The organism is Bacteroides sp. ET489, assembly GCF_030518095.1.
Lineage (GTDB): Bacteria > Bacteroidota > Bacteroidia > Bacteroidales > Bacteroidaceae > Bacteroides > Bacteroides ndongoniae.
In genome coordinates this window covers 22,491-39,941 of record NZ_JAULLJ010000031.1, presented here as the reverse complement: position 1 = coordinate 39,941, position 17,451 = coordinate 22,491, and the positions used below count along the sequence as shown (strand labels likewise).

Genomic DNA, 17,451 nt, shown 5'->3' with positions numbered 1-17,451 from the left:
TTTAAAACCAATAGATATATGCCAAAGTACTCAAGCTGATAACTACCCACAACAAAACGCCTTGAATCAGTGGCTTAATACCTACAGCCTTCAGGACATCGCGCGAGAGAGAGGCACCGATGAAGAACAAAGTAATCGTCAGCGTCTTGCGGGCAAATTCATTAATGCCTTCACCAATCATTATTCCTGTAGAAGTGGTACCCAGCACATACGTATTAACTACCATAGCCAATACGAAAAAGAATATGAACCAGGGGATGCTGACTTTCTGACCTTTGCTCTTAAATATAAAGGATGTGACAAAGGCCAGCGGAATAATCCAAAGGGCACGAGTCAGTTTGATTGTAGTAGCAATCTTCAGAGCCTCTTCACCGTAAGCCGCACCGGCACCTACCACTGAACTGGTATCGTGAATGGCAATAGCTGCCCACGTTCCAAATTCCTGCTGACTCATATCAAGCGCATGACCTATCACCGGGAATATGAACAAAGCAATGGCATTCAGTATAAAGATGGTGCCCAAAGCAACCGACATTTCAGTATCTTTTGCCTTCAGCACAGGGCCTACAGCCGCAATGGCACTACCGCCGCAAATGGCTGTACCGGTACTGATCAGGTACGAAGTGTCACGGTCTACTTTCAGGAACTTACGTCCTATCACCCAACCGATCAGCAACGTACCAATCACCGAGATAATCGTAAACTCCATGCCCTCTTTTCCCGAAGCCAACGAAGCATGAAGATTCATACCGAATCCCAGTCCGACGACAGAATACTGAAGCAGATATTTTGAAACCTTCTTATTGAATTTCGGATGTGCCTGTCCACACGACAGTGCAAATGCCAATCCCAGGAACAAAGCTACAGGAGGAGTAACCCATGCCGAATAGGCCTGCATACCCGGTACGTAGTCCAAAAGCAAGAAGAAAGAAAGGATAAAAAGCAGAGACACATAAATCATTTTATTGTTCCGCTGCAATGCAGACAGGCTTATAGCCTTTGTCGCCTGATGTGATGCCATATTAAATCTATTTTTTAGTTAATAAAACTGTTTAATTCCTCGATTTCGACTGCAAAGGTACGCTTCTTTCCATTACCACACCAATTGTTTCTTTTTATAGGATATAACTTCTGGTTATAGCATTTCTTTTAATGGGAACAATTCACTTTCTTTGTATCAGAAAACAGAAAAGCACAAAAGAAGAAATATAACTCAACTTTCGCAAGCTCAAGTTGCAGTTGACAAGTAACAAGTTGACGAGTTAACAAGGCGTTTGTAGTGAGCCGTTTCAAGCGGCACTTTATCAAACAGGGAGTTCCAGCCTAGTAGACTTGTTAACTGAAGCCTTGTCTACTAATAAGTTGAGCACTTGCGAAACTTAAGAAATATAACTATGGACAAACAAAAAGTAGCATTGGTACTCTCGATGGGAGGTGCACGAGGAATAGCCCACATCGGCGTAATAGAAACACTGCTGAAACATCATTTTGAAATAACTTCCATCACCGGCAGTTCTATGGGAGCTATGGTCGGAGCCATGTATGCTACCGGCAAACTGGAAGAATGCAAAAACTGGTTCTGCTCTTGGAACAGATGGAAAATGCTGCAAATGGCCGATGTCACGATAAGCCGAAGCGGACTGGTAAAAGGAAATCGTTTTATCCGCGAGCTTGGCCGCATTATTCCGGATGTCAGCATCGAAAGCCTGCCCCTACCCTATACGGCTTTGGCAACCGACATTGCCCACGACGAAGAAGTAAGATTTGTACAAGGCAGCCTGCTCGAAGCCATCCGCGCTTCAATGTCCATTCCTATGTTGTTCTGCCCTGTACGCAAAGACGGAAGAGTTCTGGTAGACGGCGGCATTCTGAACCCATTGCCTATACGGCATGCCCCGCGAAAAGAGGATACACTGCTGATAGCTGTCGATGTCAACGCACCATCCACAGACGAAAGTGCAAGACGCTTCAATCCATACTTGATATTGACCAAGTCGTCCAGACTCATGATGCAGGAAATAACCCGACGCGAAATTGCTCAATATTCTCCAGACCTACTGATACAGATGTCCGGTGATGAATACGATATGATGGATTTCCATCGCGCTGCGTCCATCGTCGAAAGCGGCCAAAAAGCCGCCGAAGAAGCCCTAGCCTTATCCGGATATTAGACTGTCCGAATAACAGGGCTAATAAGAAAGACGGAAGCCAGCCTGCAACGTAAAATTACAAGGGTTCTCCTTACGAATAGTCTGTATATCAGATCCATCATCGAAGAAATACGACACACCCGGCTCGACATAGAATCCCAAATGATTGGTCAGGTTCAGCTGTGCACCGACAGCACCTAATACAGAAAGCTGCAACGGCTTAACCGTTTCTTTTTCGCTGTCGATGGTGCCATACACACACTTTTCTACAGCGCCTCCTGCCGATACATAAACGGTGAATGTCTTCGTATCAATGAAATTCCAGTTGGCCCTCAAAGGTATACCTATATAATGCAGCTTCTGGCTTACAATGTCCGAACTGCCGGCATATTTAACATCCGAGGCAAGATAGGTATAGGTAAGTCCGGTTTCCAACGAAAATCCTTTAGGAAGACCTTTACGCAACGAAAGCCCCACTGTAACCGGCTGTTTGTGATCGATGGAAACAACCTGATTGCTTCTTCCCAATAAATAAGGGATTCCTCCCTGGAACACAACTTCCTGTCCTTCCGGTATGGTAACCATACCATTTGATGTAGAAATCAAATCGACTTTACTTCCATTGGGTACCGAGCTGACACTGTAATCCTGCATCCAGGAATCAGTGTTGTTTAACGAATTGCCACCAGTATTTCCCACAGATATACCTACCGACCAGCCTTTCGACTTCTTATGCTTTTTCATTTCAGTCGGATAAGTCAGCTTTTCCTTCTTCACAGGCCGACGCTGTGCAGCCTGTTTCTTCTCCTCGTTCGATGCGGGAACAGTGGCTTTATCTTCTTCTCTCTCAGCCTTGTTATTTCCAGCTTTTTCTTCAGATACAACAGGCTGGGTTCTAGTCTCTTCTTCTTTTAGCACGTTTTCCTCCAGATTGTCCCGCAAATCAATCTGCTGTGCCACCAGATTCTTCGTCCGTGCCTTTCTACCTTTATTATAATAAACAGGCTCAGGCATCTCAGTCTGTTTTTCCTGCACAGCCGGCTCCGGCAATTCATTGGGAACTACAGCCAAAGCAGGCATACTTGTATTCCTGATTTCATCTGCTACCGGACTTTGCAACAGCCAGACTCCCACCGAAGAGACTACAAGCAGTAAAGCAACAGCAGCAGCTACCGTCCAGCGACGGAAAAATATCGTCCGCTTCATTCTGACAGGAGAAGGCTGCAATGCCTTTTCCAACCGTTCCCAACCATCAGACGGCAACGGTTCAGAATAATCGTCGAGACGTTCTTTCATCTTTTTCAACCACAATTCCTCTTTCATACGCTTTTCATCTGTTTAAGCATTGTTTTTCATCCACTCACGAATCTTAGTAGCCAGCGCAGCCTTCGCACGCACTAATTGTGAAGCAGACGATTTTTCGTTAATGCCCAGCAACTGGGCAATTTCTTTATGTGATTTTTCTTCAAATACGTATAAATTGAATACAGTACGATAGCCTGTCGGCAATTCATTGATGAAACGCATCAGCACCTTTTGGGGAATAACATCAATCGAAGACGCGTCCGGTTCTTCATACACCTGAGGAACATTCTCCAAGGCTGTCGCCTGATTCATTACATCGTTCTTACGCAAATATTGCAATACTGTATTCACCATGACACGCTCCATCCACGCACGCAGAGAACCTTCGCCCCGCCACGTAAACTTATCGAAAGAATCGAATATCTTCAAGAAACCATCGTGCAACAAGTCCTGTGCAACCTCCCTATCGGTTATATAACGGAGGCAAACGCTGAACATACGCCCTGCATAATGCTCATACAGCTCCTTGCGGGCAATATTGTCGCCTTGCCTACACCGTTCTGCCAGTACTTGTTCTTCCATCCTTTCTTTCAACACGTGTTTATTCTAAAAATGCAATGGCCGCAAAAATACTGCATCGGCAGCAGAAGTTTTTTTTCTTGTATTTCTTTAACATTTATCTGTGCAGTAATCAGCCGGACAGTGCATTTAAATAAATGATCAAAGTTTTGACAACAAGATTTTCAAGGACTGCTAATTGGCTTATGAAAACAAAGAGACCAATATTTATCATATTTATAGCTGCACTGCTGATGCCATTGCTGCATGCTTGCCTGGACGATGATACGACCAATCATCACCAGCTTACTATCGGCACAATCAAAGTAGTGGACGGACAGGAATATTACTTCGCATTGGATGAAGGTACAAAGATGTACCCCGGTGATACGACAAACATACACAACTATACTGTTGTTCCCGAACAGCGTGCCTTTGTATATTTCGACCTGCTGGAAGAAAAGGTTTCCGGTTACGATTACAACGCCGCCATCTACCGTATCGAGAATATTCTGACGAAGGACATTTACCTTATGCCCGCCGAAAAAGAAGACAGCATCGGAGACGACCGCATCAATATTACAAACATGTGGATAGCCAACGACCATCTGAACATCCAATATCAGATACACTATGACGACACTTCAAACAAAAGTCACATGCTGAATCTGATTGTGAACGAAGCTGCAGATGACAAAAATGACAAGGAAGACTATCTGACACTGGAATTCCGCCACAACGCTTATGGCGAGGCGCAACGCAAATTAGGTCCGGGAATAGTTTCGTTCAGGTTGAACAACATCAGACAACTGGCCGAAGGAAAGCGAGGGCTGAACATCCGCGTCAACACGCTATACAACGGCATCAGTTATCAGACAATAGATTTTCAATGATACAACCTAAAACCTTATTATATTGACCGACGAACGAGAATGTGCCCCAAAGCATATTCTCGTTCTTTTTTCATAATGTATGGATTATCGTTTGGACAGCTATAAAATGACAACCACTCCCAATCGCCGCTAAATAAAAAAGGCCCTGCAAGAAAACACTTGCAAGACCTTTTTTTCATCACAGCAATCTAACTTCGCGGAGAGAACGAGATTCGAACTCGTGATACCCTTTAGGGGTATACACGCTTTCCAGGCGTGCCTCTTCAACCACTCGAGCACCTCTCCAATGCGGGTTAAACCGACTATTTTTCGTTTTGCGGGCGCAAAGATATTCAATATTTCCAATAATACAAAAAAAGAGAAGTATTTTTCGTTACTAAGAAATAATGTACTACATTTGTCCTGCGCTTTACAACAAAGCATTCGCTTAAACGCGAAAAGATAAACAATAATAACTTTACAACTAACTTAAAATTAGAAAATTATGTCAATGCATACTTGGTTTGAGTGTAAAATCCGCTACGAGAAAACAATGGAAAACGGTATGAACAAGAAAGTTACTGAACCCTATCTGGTAGACGCACTCAGCTTTACTGAAGCAGAAGCCCGTATCATCGAAGAAATGACTCCGTTCATCACAGGCGAATTTACGGTTTCTGACATCAAACGTGCCAATTACAGCGAACTCTTTCCTTCGGATGAAGAAGCTGCCGACCGCTGGTTCAAATGCAAGCTGATCTTCATCACACTGGACGAGAAAAGCGGTGCCGAAAAGAAATCGTCAACGCAGGTTCTTGTGCAGGCTGCCGACCTGAGAGATGCCGTCAAGAAACTAGACGAAGGCATGAAAGGTACCATGGCCGACTATCAGATTGGCTCTGTAGCCGAAACAGCCATCATGGATGTATATCCATACAGCGCCGAACCCAACGACAAGCCGGAAGTACAATAAGAAATAGAAAACACCTAAGTACTATCACCCATGATTGCAGAAAATCTGAAACAAGTATTGAATGAATTGCCCGCAGGGGTGCGGCTGGTTGCCGTTTCCAAATTTCACCCCAACGAAGCAATAGAAGAAGCTTACCGCGCCGGACAACGGATTTTCGGCGAAAGCAAAGTACAGGAAATGGATGCCAAACATGAAAGTCTGCCTCAAGACATCGAATGGCATTTCATCGGGCATCTGCAAACAAACAAAGTGAAATACATTGTTCCCTACGTAGCGCTTATACACGGGATAGACTCTTACAAGCTGCTTGCCGAAGTAGACAAACAGGCTGCCAAAGCCAACCGCACAGTCCGCTGCCTGCTACAATTGCACATAGCTCAGGAGGAGACCAAATTCGGTTTCAGCTTTGAGGAATGCCGCGAAATGTTGCAGGCCGGCGAATGGAAAAACCTGCATAACGTACAGATATGCGGCCTGATGGGCATGGCATCGAACACCGACAACGTAGAACAAATACGCAAAGAATTCTGTTCTTTACATGAATTCTTCGAGGAAGTGAAATCTACGTGGTTTGCCGGTTCCGACAGCTTCAAGGAACTCTCCATGGGTATGTCGCACGACTATCACGAAGCCATAGCAGCCGGAAGTACACTGGTGCGCGTAGGAAGCAAAATTTTTGGAGAAAGAAACTATTAAATCATTTATCACCTATAAAATTTACTATCATGGCAACATTAGAAACGACTTTTGCAGGGTTGAAACTTAAAAACCCGATTATCGTCAGCAGCTGCGGCCTGACAGACAGTGCGGACAAAAACAAGAAACTCTGCGAAGCAGGAGCAGGAGCCATCGTACTGAAATCGCTGTTCGAGGAACAGATTATGATGGAGGCAGACTGGATGGGCGATCCTAACATGTATCCGGAAGGCAGCGACTACTTGGTCGGATATATTCGTGAACACAAGCTGGGCGAATACCTGCGCCTCATCAGCGAGAGCAAGAAGGTATGCAACATACCTATCATTGCCAGCATCAACTGCTATCAGGATGCAGACTGGATTAACTTTGCCAAAAAGATAGAAGAAGCGGGAGCCGATGCACTCGAAATCAACATCCTGGCTCTGCAGACTGACGTACAATATACATACGGCAGCTTCGAACAACGCCACATCGACATCTTGCGCCACATTAAGAATACAGTCAAGATACCCGTCATCATGAAGCTGGGCGACAACCTGACCAATCCCGTAGCACTCATCAACCAACTCTATGCCAACGGTGCGGCAGCTGTTGTCTTGTTCAACCGCTTCTACCAGCCGGACATCAACATCGACAAGATGACTCAAGTGGCAGGTGACGTGTTCAGCAACGAAGCCGACCTTTCCAAGTCGCTCCGCTGGACAGGCATCGCATCGGCTGCTGTCAGCAAGATAGACTATGCCGTCTCAGGCGGAATCCACTCGGCCAAAGGCGTAGTGAAAGCTATACTGGCAGGTGCATCGGCTGTAGAAATCTGTAGCGTGCTCTACAAAGAATCGCCTGCTGTCATCGAGCAGTATAATCAGTTCATCGCAAAATGGATGGACGGCAAAGGCATGGAAAACATCGCACAATTCAAAGGCCGTCTGAACGTAGGCGACGTGAAAGGTGTGAACACTTTTGAGCGTACACAGTTCCTGAAGTATTTCGCATCGCACGAATAAGTCCACGACAGCGATATTGACCGACAAATAAAAATGCCAAAATGAATAAGACGCCCTTATTCGTTTTGGCATTTTTGCTTTCACCCGTGAAGCTTCATCTTTCACCACAAACAACTTACTCCCAACAACTTACAGTTGGGTGAAAGCGTGAAGCCTATTCCATAGAAGAACTAACCCCTTACTTTAGCTCGCCAAATACCTACTTTGGAAACGTAAAGTGAAACATTAGCCTACTGAAAAAGGGATATTACGCACCGCAACAAGCAATGTTAGTGCGCCTAACAAACAATGTCAGCATGCGCAACAAACAATGTGAAAGCACGTAGCAAGCCATGCAAGTGTTACAGAAACACCCTGTTTACATCAGGTTGCTGGCCAGCTCGCTCAGTTCGCTACGCTCGCCTTTCACCAGATTGACGTGGGCAAAAAGATTCTGGTCGCGCATACGGTCGATCATATAAACCAGACCATTGGATTGGCTGTCCAAATAAGGCTGGTCGATCTGCTGAATATCGCCCGTAAACACCATTTTGGTTCCTTCGCCCGCACGGGTAATGATGGTCTTGATTTCGTGAGGAGTCAGGTTCTGCGATTCGTCGATGATGCAGTATGTCTCGCTCAGGCTACGTCCGCGGATAAAGGCCAACGCCTCGATCACCAGCTGGTCGCTCTTCTGCATATCTTCCAGCCGTTTTACTTCGCTGGAGTTGGAAGCAAACTGATGCTTGATGACATTCAGATTGTCGAACAAGGGCTGCATATAAGGTGCCACCTTTTCCTTGGCATCTCCCGGCAGGAAGCCCAGATCCTTGTTGGACAGTGCCACGATAGGTCGTGCCAGCAATATCTGTTTGTAGTCCGTCAGTTTGCCCAAGGCTGCCGCCAAAGCCAACAAGGTTTTACCCGTACCGGCTTTTCCCGTCAGGGCTACAAGTTTGATGTTCGGGTCGTTCAGCACTTCGAAGGCAAAGCTCTGCTCGGCATTGCGCGGCTCGATGCCATAGTTTTTCGTCTTATTGACACGACAGACGGCATGCAGGAACGGATTGTATCGCGCCAGCACACTGTTGCGGTCGCTCTTCAGTACAAAGCATTCGTTGGGATGGAGAACGTCCTTAAAGTCGAACTCGCTGATATCAATGCCTTCTCTCGAAGAATAGATACGGTCGATCAAAGCCGGATCGATGCCTTCGAACACCTCGTTCGACTTCTCGAAGATATCAACATTCATCACCTTGTCAGTGATATAGTCCTCGCACAGCAAACCGATGGAGCGAGCCTTCATGCGCAGATTGACGTCCTTGGTCACCAGCACAGTCTTCATGTCAGGGTGTTTCCGCCCTACGTAGTCGGTCACCGCCAGTATCTGATGATCGGGAATACGTTCAGGGAAGGATTCGTGAACCTTAGTCGATTCCACCAAACCAGCCACCACAAACAGGCGGCCCAGTCCTTCACCCAAAGGAGCACCTTTCGTAAAGAGGTCATCATCGGTAATCAGGTCAAGCTCGCGAACAAATTCACGGGCATTGAAATTAATCTGCTCATTACCTTTCTTGAACTTATCCAGTTCTTCGAGCACCACGATAGGAAGATAAATGTCATTTTCCTGAAAATTCTTCAAGCAGTTATAATCGTGAAGAATCACATTCGTATCAATTACAAAATTTTTCTTTGCTCCCATATCCGTTAGATTTAAATAGTTAATATCTTTGTTGCTTATAAAGATAACAAATTAATGAAGGAATTGACTTTCCTTTGCCGTTAAAGTTTATAAAAGATGGATTATCAGCACACTTTAGAGTACTTATACAACAGTGTCCCCATGTTTCAGCAAGTAGGCAGCAGTGCTTACAAGGAGGGATTGGAGAACACCCTCGCACTGGACGAACACTTCGGACACCCCCACCGCAACTTCCGCACCATACACGTAGCAGGTACCAACGGAAAAGGTTCCTGCTCGCACACCTTGGCAGCCATCCTGCAGGAAGCAGGCTACCGGACAGGACTGTATACTTCACCCCATCTGGTCGACTTCCGCGAACGTATCCGCGTCAACGGACAACCCATCCCTGAAGAATACGTCATACGCTTTGTCGAAGAGGAACGCAGCTTTTTCGAACCTCTGTCTCCCTCGTTCTTCGAACTGACTACGGCCATAGCGTTCCGTTATTTTGCCGACCAGAAAGTCGACGTAGCCATCATCGAAGTAGGCTTGGGTGGCCGGCTGGACTGTACCAACATTATCCGCCCCGACTTGTGCATCATTACCAACATCAGTTTCGACCACACCCAGTTCCTTGGCAGCACACTGGCTCAGATAGCCAGCGAAAAGGCAGGAATCATCAAGCAAGGCATCCCCGTCGTGATTGGTGAAACCACTCCCGAAACCCGTCCGGTATTCGCAGAGAAAGCACAAGCGGTACAGGCTCCCATCTGTTTCGCCGAAGACCATGTACCGGAAGAATATTCCGACATGGATTATGAACTGAAAGGACTCTATCAGGAAAAGAACCGGCGGACGTTGCTGACAGCCCTGCCACTGCTGAAAAAAGCCGGTTACCACCTCAGCGAACAGGCCATACGCAACGGCTTCGCCCACGTATGCGAACTGACCGGACTGATGGGCCGCTGGCAGAAGCTGCAAGACGCTCCCACCCTGATTTGCGACACTGGACATAACGTTGGCGGCATCACCTACATAGCCGAGCAGCTGAAGCAGCAGACCTACCGGAAGCTGCACATCGTAATGGGTATGGTCAACGACAAGGACATCCGCGGTGTACTGGCACTGCTTCCACGCGATGCCGACTACTACTTCACCAAAGCCAGCGTGAAGCGTGCACTGCCCGAAGCCGAACTGGCCCGCCTGGCCAATGCAGTCGGACTGCAGGGTGAATGCTACCCCGACGTGCCGACAGCCGTCCGTGCCGCGCAAGAAAAAAGCCTCCCAGAAGACTTCATCTTCGTAGGAGGCAGTAGCTTTATAGTAGCCGACTTGTTAGCGAGCCGCGATGCACTCAATCTCCACTAACGCATCCTTCGGCAATGCTTTGACAGCTACAGCCGAACGTGCCGGATAATCGCCGCTGAAATAAGTGGCATATACCTTATTCATATCAGCAAACAAAGACATGTCGGCCAGAAATACCGTTGTCTTTACAATGTTTGCCATGCCCAATCCTGCTTCTTCCAGAATGTGCTTCACATTCTCCAAAGACTGGCGGGCTTGGGCTTCCACGCCTTCGGGCATCACGCCGGTAGCCGCATCAATAGGCAACTGACCTGAAACAAAAACCATTCCGTTGGCTTCGATAGCCTGGCTATAGGGGCCGATAGCACCCGGTGCCTTCTGACTGCAAATAACTTTTTTCATATTCAACTAAATTTAGTGATAGTATAATATATAAGATAATCCATTCAACAAGAAAAAACATGCACCCGGCATGCAGTATTCTTTAAAACGGTGCATTTATTATAACAGATACGATAAAAATACACCTATTTGTACCTAAACTTAACTTTTATATAGACCTAACTTTAATGTTTATGCAAAGGGAGAGAAATCCCTGACAAAGAAGAGGAGCGTTGACGAAGCGCCCCTCTTCTTTGCATTATAAACAGTGCTTACTTGCAATGCTTGCTAATCAAAGAATCTACATTCGGATCTCCCAATTCTTTTGCCTTGGCAAAACTTTCGCATGCCTCAGCTTTCTGCTTCAGCTGCAGTTGTGCAATGCCTTTCAGACGATAAGCTTCCGCATACTTGGGATCGATCTTCAAAGCCTCATCCAGCACTTTCAACGCTTCTTCATTGCGTCCTACCCGGATATTGATAACGGCCAGCTCGGCACGATAGGTCAGATCTTTCGGATTCAATTCGATAGCCTTTGCCATATCGTCCAAAGCCCGTTGATATTGCTTCGACTTCAAGGCAGCCTGCTCCCTGTAATAATAGAACACATCGTTGACCTGGCCATTCATGGCCTTGAAATATTCATCATAATCGAGTAAAGCCTGACGAGGACGGTCTGCATTCATGCGTGCCTGTGCACGTCCCAGCAGATAAGGAGCAGCCGCTTCCGTATAAGGCGGAGTGAAACGAACCACACAACTGTCCATCAAAGCCAGAATTTCTTCCTGCGGTGCCTGCATCACCTCCTTGATTTTAGCTGTCGTAAAGAATGTCGCAGGCGAAGCCATGCTGCTTCGGTTGACCTGCTCGTAAGAAGCGAGCGAAGCTGCATAATCCTGCTTGGCAAACTGGATATCGCCTTGCAACTGGATGTATACAGGAAGCGGATTAAGCTCTACAGCCTTGCTTATTGCTTCCAAAGCCTTATCGTACGACCAGTCTTTATACACCTTCTCGGGGTTTTCGAGCATATAACCGTATATCAGCTTGGCTATGTTATAATACACATCGTCCTTCTTGGAAGCAACCTCCAATGCCTTGTCCAAATCGGCAACCACTTTCTCCATTGTAGCGTCATCTTTCGACTTATACAAAAGGTTGGTAGCTCGGCGCACATAGCCGTCTGCATTTGCCGGATACCGGGCTATAAAATCGTCCAGCAATTCAGCATATTTCTCTGGCGTAACCTGCGAAGATGTCATATAGAGAAATACCAGTGCCTCCTCTTCCGTATCGGGCAATGCCTTCTTAATCTGAATATTGCGTAAAGCCATATCATTAAAAGAAAGTGGATTGATTTTCAGAGCCATCACAAAGCGAGCGTCAACAGCATAACAGATCGTTGCCGTATCCTTACCAGACGACTGCTGTGCCAGTCCGAAGACTTCTCCTTCTGGCGTCATAACAGGACAGCTTACCATCTTCTCCTTCAGATGCATGTTCAGCGTATAATAATTGTAATTGTCGGCAACCTTGTCTACTCCCTTCACTTTGCCCGAAGTGCAAGAACGGTCCTTCCGCGTGGAATAAGGCAAAAGATAAACATCCGAATCGACAGCCGGAACCGTTGCAGCCATTTGCAAAGCCGGAACTTTCTTCTCGGTAATAGCTACCTTGAATTTGATGACGTCGTACATATCATCCGCTCCCATAATTTCCTCGACGGGCATCTGCTTACCTTCCGAGTTCAATATCAGGGCACGTTCCGCTCCCTTGAACAAAGAGTAGTCCGACAGGGCTACGCCGTCTTCACTGACAAAGAAGCCATTACCCGTGTTCAGTATTTTGTCATCCTTATCGTAAGTGATCACCGAGAAAACAGCTTTCTTGGCCTTCTCTACCCATTTGGGTGCCTGAGCCATTGTCCACTGGGCCAGCAGGCACAAAACAAACAATACTAAATATTTCTTTTTCATTCGCACTAATTTATTCGTTGTTTCACAGCTTCATAAATCAAAATTCCCGCAGCAACCGAAACATTGAGCGACTCGATGCTGCCAAGCATCGGAATCTTCACCCATTCGTCGCATAAAGCCAGGTTGTCGTACGAAACACCTTTATCTTCCGCTCCCATAATGATGCACATCGGTCCTGTGTAATCGGCCTTCGTATAGTCGTAGTCGCCTTTCTCCGTAGCGGCCACAATGTGGAAGCCACTGTTCTTCAGGTATTGAAGCGTATCTTTCAGACTTTGTTCCCTGCAGACAGGCAAAGTATGCAGTGCTCCGGCCGAGGTCTTTATGGCATCGGCATTGACGGTTACACTGTTCCGGGCAGGAATAATCACCGCATCAACGGCTGCACACTCGCAAGTACGTGCAATGGCTCCGAAGTTGCGCACATCCGTAATGCCGTCGAGCATGACGAAAAGCGGATTCTTCCCTTGCTCGAACAGGAAAGGTACCAGGTCTTCTGTCCGCTGATAGGTTACTGCCGACATAAAAGCGACCACACCCTGATGGTTCTTGCGGGTAATCCGGTTAATACGTTCTACCGGCACGCGCTGCACCGGTATGAGGGTTCCCTTCAAAGCAGCAAACAACTCCTTTGACAAGTCGCTCTGGATATCTTTCTTCACCAGAATCCGGTCGATGTCCTTACCTGCCTGAATAGCTTCTATCACGGCGCGTACGCCAAAAATCATTTCATTCTTATCAATCATATCGACTTTTATGCTTTGCCCAACAGTGCCCGTGCATTGTTCAGCGCAGCTTCGGTCAGCGTAGCACCGCTCAGCATGTGAGCCAGTTCTTCTACCCTTTCCTCGTCTGTCAACCGACGGATGTGGCTGTTGGTTTCGTTTTCGTTATCTTCTTTGTATACTTTGTAATGAACGCGTCCGCGAGCGGCAATCTGCGGCAAGTGGGTAATGCTGATAACCTGACGGTTACTGTCACCCATTTCCTGCATGATGTCGGCCATACGGTCGGCAATTTCGCCCGACACTCCGGTGTCTATTTCGTCGAACACGATGGTCGGCAACTTGACGGCTCCGGCAATCATGGCCTTCAACGACAGCATGACACGGGCTATTTCACCTCCCGAAGCTACCGAAGAGATACTCTGCAGAGTTCCGTTCTTGTTGGCCGAGAACAAAAAGCTCACTGTATCGGCTCCGTGTACTCCCGGCTCTTTGCGGGCACCTACTTCCACCTGAAAACGCACGTTGGGCATACCCAACGGCACCAAGCGGGATGCCATTTGCTTTTCGACCTCGCGGGCTGCCGCCACACGCGACTCTGTCAACACAGCCGCCTGTTGCTTTACCTTATTATATAGGTCGGCACACTGCTGCTTCAAATCCTCAATCTGATCATCGGACGAAGTAATGGCCGACAAACGCGAAGCGTATTCTTCCTGCAAAGTCAACAGTTCGTCCACCGTAGAGACACGATGCTTCTGCTGAAGCGTATATATCAGATTCAGTCGTGCATTCACCTCGTCCAGACGGGCGGGATTGAACTCGACTTCTTCTTCCCGTCCTGCCACTTCCTGTGCAATGTCTTTCAGCTCGATGTAAGAGCTTTCCAGACGTTCGGAGAGTTCCTCGGCCGCAGGATAGACTTTACGCATGGACTGCATGGTGCTCAAGCAATCGTTCAGCAAGGGAAGCAATCCGCCTTCATCGGCCGACAGGCCTTGACCTACCCGATACAAACCCGCCTTGATGTCTTCGGCATGACTCAGCAACTCGGCTTCCTGCTCCAGTTCTTCCTGCTCGCCAGCTGTCAGATTGGCTTCTTCCAACTGTTCCAGCTGGAAGCGTACATAGTCTTCATCAGCCTTATCACGTTCGGCACGGGCTATCAACTCTTCCAACTGCTGTTGCGCCTTCTTCCAGCTACCATAGCAATCGGCATACACAGACAAGGCTCCGTCGTTATGAGCCAGAATGTCGAGTACATTCAACTGGAAGCCCTCTTTGTTGAGCAACAGGTTCTGGTGTTGCGAGTGCACATCAATCAGCATCTCGCCCAGTTCTTTCATCTGTGCCAGCGAAGCGGGAGTATCGTTGATAAAAGCACGGCTCTTGCCCGAAGCATATACCTCGCGCCGCAGGATGCACTCGTCCTCATATTCCAAGTCGTTGGCCTCGAAAAATGGTTGCATGCCATAAGCGGCTATTTCGAAACGGGCTTCGATGATACACTTCGAAGCTCCCCGGCGTATAGCCTTTACGTCGGCACGCTGCCCCAGCAACAGGCCGATGGCTCCCAGAATAATAGATTTTCCGGCACCCGTTTCGCCTGTAATCACCGAAAAGCCGTTTTCCAGCCGGATATCGAGCTGTTCGATCAGCGCATAATTCTGTATGTAAAGTGAGCGCAACATAATTCTGACAGATTACGATTGTACATCCCGTTTCAACACTGCCGCCAGATGATCGACGATGTCGGCTGCTACCTCCGCTTTCGACTTCAACGGATAATCGGTCTTTCCGTTACGGTCGATAATGCTGACTTTGTTGGTATCGTAACGGAATCCGGCTCCCTTGTCGTTCAGGGAATTAAGCACGATGAAGTCCAGATTCTTCCGCTGCAGCTTGTCTTCGGCATTGTGCTGCTCGTCGTTGGTCTCAAGCGCAAAACCCACCAATACCTTGTCGGGGAATTGCTCTTTCTTCATCAGCCCCAAGGCTGCGGCAATGTCCTGAGTAGGCTTCAGCGACAGCGTCATGTCTCCCGTCTTTTCGCGCTTGATCTTGTGATCGGCCACTTGCTCGGGCGTATAGTCGGCCACAGCAGCCGACAGGATAACCGCATCGGCCTGCGGAAAATGTTTGCAAGTCTCTTCGTACATCTGTCCGGCACTCTCTACATTGCAGCGCTGCACGGGGAAATAGGTGTTCCGCTGTACAGGGCCTGCCACAAGTATCACCTTCGCACCGCGCGCCGCACATTCGTCGGCCAGCGCAAAGCCCATCTTGCCCGACGAGTAATTCCCGATGAAGCGCACCGGATCTATCTTTTCGTACGTTGGTCCGGCTGTTATCAGAATGGTTTTGCCTGTCAGGTCGCCTTCCTTGGCTGCGAAGTATTCTTCCAGATGGCGGATAATGTTTTCCGGTTCTTCCATCCGGCCTTTGCCTACCAGGTGGCTGGCCAACTCGCCGGTTCCCGGCTCTATGATGTGATTTCCGTACGAACGGAGTATCTCCAGATTCTTCTGGGTAGAAGGATGGGCATACATGTCCAAGTCCATTGCCGGAGCCACAAACACCGGCGCCTTGGCCGAAAGGTAAGTGGTGACCAACATGTTGTCGGCCACTCCGTTAGCCATCTTGCCAATAGTCGAGGCTGTAGCGGGAGCTATCAGCATGGCGTCGGCCCACAAGCCCAGATCGACGTGGCTGTTCCACGTGCCGTCACGCTGGGCAAAAAACTCGCTGATAACGGGTTTGCTGGTCAGGGCCGACAAGGTGATGGGAGTAATAAATTCCTTGCCCGCTGGGGTGATGACCACCTGCACCTCGGCTCCTTTCTTTATCAGTCCGCGGATGATGAGACAAGCCTTATAGGCGGCAATGCTGCCCGTAATGCCCAATACGATTTTCTTCCCTTTCAGTATATTTGCCATAATTACTTCTGAGTCATTTCACGCAGACGAATCTTTGTCAGCATGGCTTTTGTATTCAACGTAAAGTCACTGTTCAGCATCCAGCCATAATATCCCGGATCGCGCTTCAACACTTCGGATACAGACATACCTTTATACTTGCCGAAGTTGAAGACTTCCACTCCGTTGTCGTCGTACACCATACGGCCGGCAAAGTCGACATTGCGGTTGAAACTGGAGAAATCGGCCAGAAAAGCTATATCGTTCTGCAACTCCGGATAACGGTCGAGCTGCGACATCAGCACTTCGTAAGTGGCACGTGTATCGGCTTCGGCTGTATGAGCATCTTCCAGATTCTTGCCACAATAGAATTTGTAAGCAGCCGACAAGGTGCGTTGCTCCATCTTATGGAAGATAACCTGCACGTCGACAAACTTCCGGCGGCTCATGTCGATATCCACATTGGCACGGAGGAATTCTTCGGCCAGCACAGGGATGTCGAAACGATTGGAATTAAAGCCGGCCAGGTCGCATCCTTCGATGTCGTTGGCTATGCTGCGTGCCACTTCCTTGAAAGTGGGACAATCGGCCACGTCGGCATCGTATATGCCATGCACAGCCGAGGCTTCGGCCGGGATGTGCATTTCGGGATTGATACGCATGGTTTTGGCTTCTTCGTTGCCATTGGGATATACTTTCAGATAGCAGATTTCTACAATCCGGTCTGTATTGATATTGGTTCCGGTCGTCTCCAGATCGAAGAAGACAATCGGGTTCTTTAAATTCAGTTTCATTCTATGATTTGTTTAGTGCCCGACAAGGAAACGAGTCGGCAGATTGCCAAGCAGAAGAAAGCTACCGCTCCACACCGCTTGCCAAGCTGCCAACTCGTCCGCTAAGTCAAGTATTCATTTATATA

16 protein-coding genes and 1 tRNA gene are annotated in these 17,451 nt (G+C 47.8%); 6 read left to right on the top strand and 11 right to left on the bottom strand.

From position 1 onward, the window contains the following. Nucleotide 1 precedes the first annotated feature (1 nt). On the bottom strand, nucleotides 2-1,021 hold the full coding sequence (locus Q3C19_RS14545; RefSeq protein WP_277121133.1) for a YeiH family protein: 1,020 nt from the start codon (nucleotides 1,019-1,021) through the stop codon (nucleotides 2-4). 373 nt (nucleotides 1,022-1,394) lie between these two features. On the opposite strand from Q3C19_RS14545, the gene Q3C19_RS14540 reads away from it, so the two are divergent. Then, nucleotides 1,395-2,171, top strand: coding sequence for a patatin-like phospholipase family protein (locus Q3C19_RS14540; RefSeq protein WP_277121134.1), 777 nt, complete (start codon nucleotides 1,395-1,397; stop codon nucleotides 2,169-2,171). Nucleotides 2,172-2,189: 18 nt separating this feature from the next. Here Q3C19_RS14540 and Q3C19_RS14535 read toward each other — a convergent pair whose 3' ends face one another. Continuing rightward, the gene (locus tag Q3C19_RS14535) at nucleotides 2,190-3,473 is read right to left on the bottom strand and encodes a hypothetical protein (RefSeq protein WP_277121135.1); all 1,284 of its coding nucleotides are present in this window, start codon (nucleotides 3,471-3,473) and stop codon (nucleotides 2,190-2,192) included. Nucleotides 3,474-3,488: 15 nt separating this feature from the next. Further along, the gene (locus Q3C19_RS14530; RefSeq protein ID WP_071150044.1) at nucleotides 3,489-4,037 is read right to left on the bottom strand and encodes an RNA polymerase sigma factor; all 549 of its coding nucleotides are present in this window, start codon (nucleotides 4,035-4,037) and stop codon (nucleotides 3,489-3,491) included. A 182-nt stretch (nucleotides 4,038-4,219) separates the two neighbouring features. Between Q3C19_RS14530 and Q3C19_RS14525 the strand changes: the two genes are divergently transcribed. Then, a complete protein-coding gene (locus tag Q3C19_RS14525; protein WP_022163076.1) occupies nucleotides 4,220-4,906 on the top strand; it encodes a NigD-like protein in 687 nt (228 codons plus the stop codon). A gap of 197 nt (nucleotides 4,907-5,103) precedes the next feature. Here Q3C19_RS14525 and Q3C19_RS14520 read toward each other — a convergent pair. Then, nucleotides 5,104-5,191, bottom strand: a tRNA-Ser gene (locus Q3C19_RS14520). A 199-nt stretch (nucleotides 5,192-5,390) separates the two neighbouring features. Here Q3C19_RS14520 and Q3C19_RS14515 point away from each other — a divergent pair. From Q3C19_RS14515 to Q3C19_RS14505, 3 genes are read left to right on the top strand one after another with little or no spacing between them, the layout of a single operon-like run. Continuing rightward, nucleotides 5,391-5,858: a DUF4494 domain-containing protein gene (locus Q3C19_RS14515; protein ID WP_022163074.1), complete on the top strand. Its 468-nt coding sequence runs from the start codon at nucleotides 5,391-5,393 to the stop codon at nucleotides 5,856-5,858. A gap of 30 nt (nucleotides 5,859-5,888) precedes the next feature. Continuing rightward, nucleotides 5,889-6,554 carry a YggS family pyridoxal phosphate-dependent enzyme gene (locus Q3C19_RS14510; protein WP_022163073.1) on the top strand — a complete coding sequence of 222 codons (666 nt, stop codon included), beginning with the start codon at nucleotides 5,889-5,891 and terminating at the stop codon, nucleotides 6,552-6,554. 29 nt (nucleotides 6,555-6,583) lie between these two features. After that, a complete protein-coding gene (locus tag Q3C19_RS14505; RefSeq protein ID WP_302730227.1) occupies nucleotides 6,584-7,561 on the top strand; it encodes a dihydroorotate dehydrogenase-like protein in 978 nt (325 codons plus the stop codon). Nucleotides 7,562-7,919: 358 nt separating this feature from the next. Here Q3C19_RS14505 and Q3C19_RS14500 read toward each other — a convergent pair whose 3' ends face one another. Then, nucleotides 7,920-9,245 (bottom strand): PhoH family protein, encoded by a 1,326-nt coding sequence (locus Q3C19_RS14500; protein ID WP_022163071.1) that lies wholly within the window; start codon nucleotides 9,243-9,245, stop codon nucleotides 7,920-7,922. Between the two features lie 96 nt (nucleotides 9,246-9,341). On the opposite strand from Q3C19_RS14500, the gene Q3C19_RS14495 reads away from it, so the two are divergent. Beyond that, on the top strand, nucleotides 9,342-10,595 hold the full coding sequence (locus Q3C19_RS14495; protein ID WP_302730224.1) for a folylpolyglutamate synthase/dihydrofolate synthase family protein: 1,254 nt from the start codon (nucleotides 9,342-9,344) through the stop codon (nucleotides 10,593-10,595). On the opposite strand, the gene Q3C19_RS14490 is transcribed toward Q3C19_RS14495, so the two are convergent. The 6 genes from Q3C19_RS14490 to Q3C19_RS14465 form a co-directional block, all read right to left on the bottom strand. Continuing rightward, the gene (locus Q3C19_RS14490) at nucleotides 10,563-10,937 is read right to left on the bottom strand and encodes a RidA family protein (protein WP_022163069.1); all 375 of its coding nucleotides are present in this window, start codon (nucleotides 10,935-10,937) and stop codon (nucleotides 10,563-10,565) included. The two genes, Q3C19_RS14495 and Q3C19_RS14490, sit on opposite strands and share 33 nt — an antisense overlap. A gap of 251 nt (nucleotides 10,938-11,188) precedes the next feature. Beyond that, nucleotides 11,189-12,892 (bottom strand): tetratricopeptide repeat protein, encoded by a 1,704-nt coding sequence (locus Q3C19_RS14485; RefSeq protein WP_302730222.1) that lies wholly within the window; start codon nucleotides 12,890-12,892, stop codon nucleotides 11,189-11,191. A gap of 5 nt (nucleotides 12,893-12,897) precedes the next feature. Further along, nucleotides 12,898-13,638 (bottom strand): 23S rRNA (guanosine(2251)-2'-O)-methyltransferase RlmB, encoded by a 741-nt coding sequence (gene rlmB / locus Q3C19_RS14480; RefSeq protein ID WP_022163066.1) that lies wholly within the window; start codon nucleotides 13,636-13,638, stop codon nucleotides 12,898-12,900. Between the two features lie 8 nt (nucleotides 13,639-13,646). Then, nucleotides 13,647-15,308, bottom strand: a complete 1,662-nt coding sequence (gene recN, locus Q3C19_RS14475; protein WP_302730220.1) for a DNA repair protein RecN — start codon at nucleotides 15,306-15,308, stop codon at nucleotides 13,647-13,649. 12 nt (nucleotides 15,309-15,320) lie between these two features. Then, nucleotides 15,321-16,553, bottom strand: coding sequence for a bifunctional phosphopantothenoylcysteine decarboxylase/phosphopantothenate--cysteine ligase CoaBC (gene coaBC / locus Q3C19_RS14470; protein WP_022163064.1), 1,233 nt, complete (start codon nucleotides 16,551-16,553; stop codon nucleotides 15,321-15,323). Nucleotides 16,554-16,555: 2 nt separating this feature from the next. Continuing rightward, nucleotides 16,556-17,326 (bottom strand): 3'-5' exonuclease, encoded by a 771-nt coding sequence (locus Q3C19_RS14465; RefSeq protein WP_022163063.1) that lies wholly within the window; start codon nucleotides 17,324-17,326, stop codon nucleotides 16,556-16,558. Nucleotides 17,327-17,451: the final 125 nt, after the last annotated feature.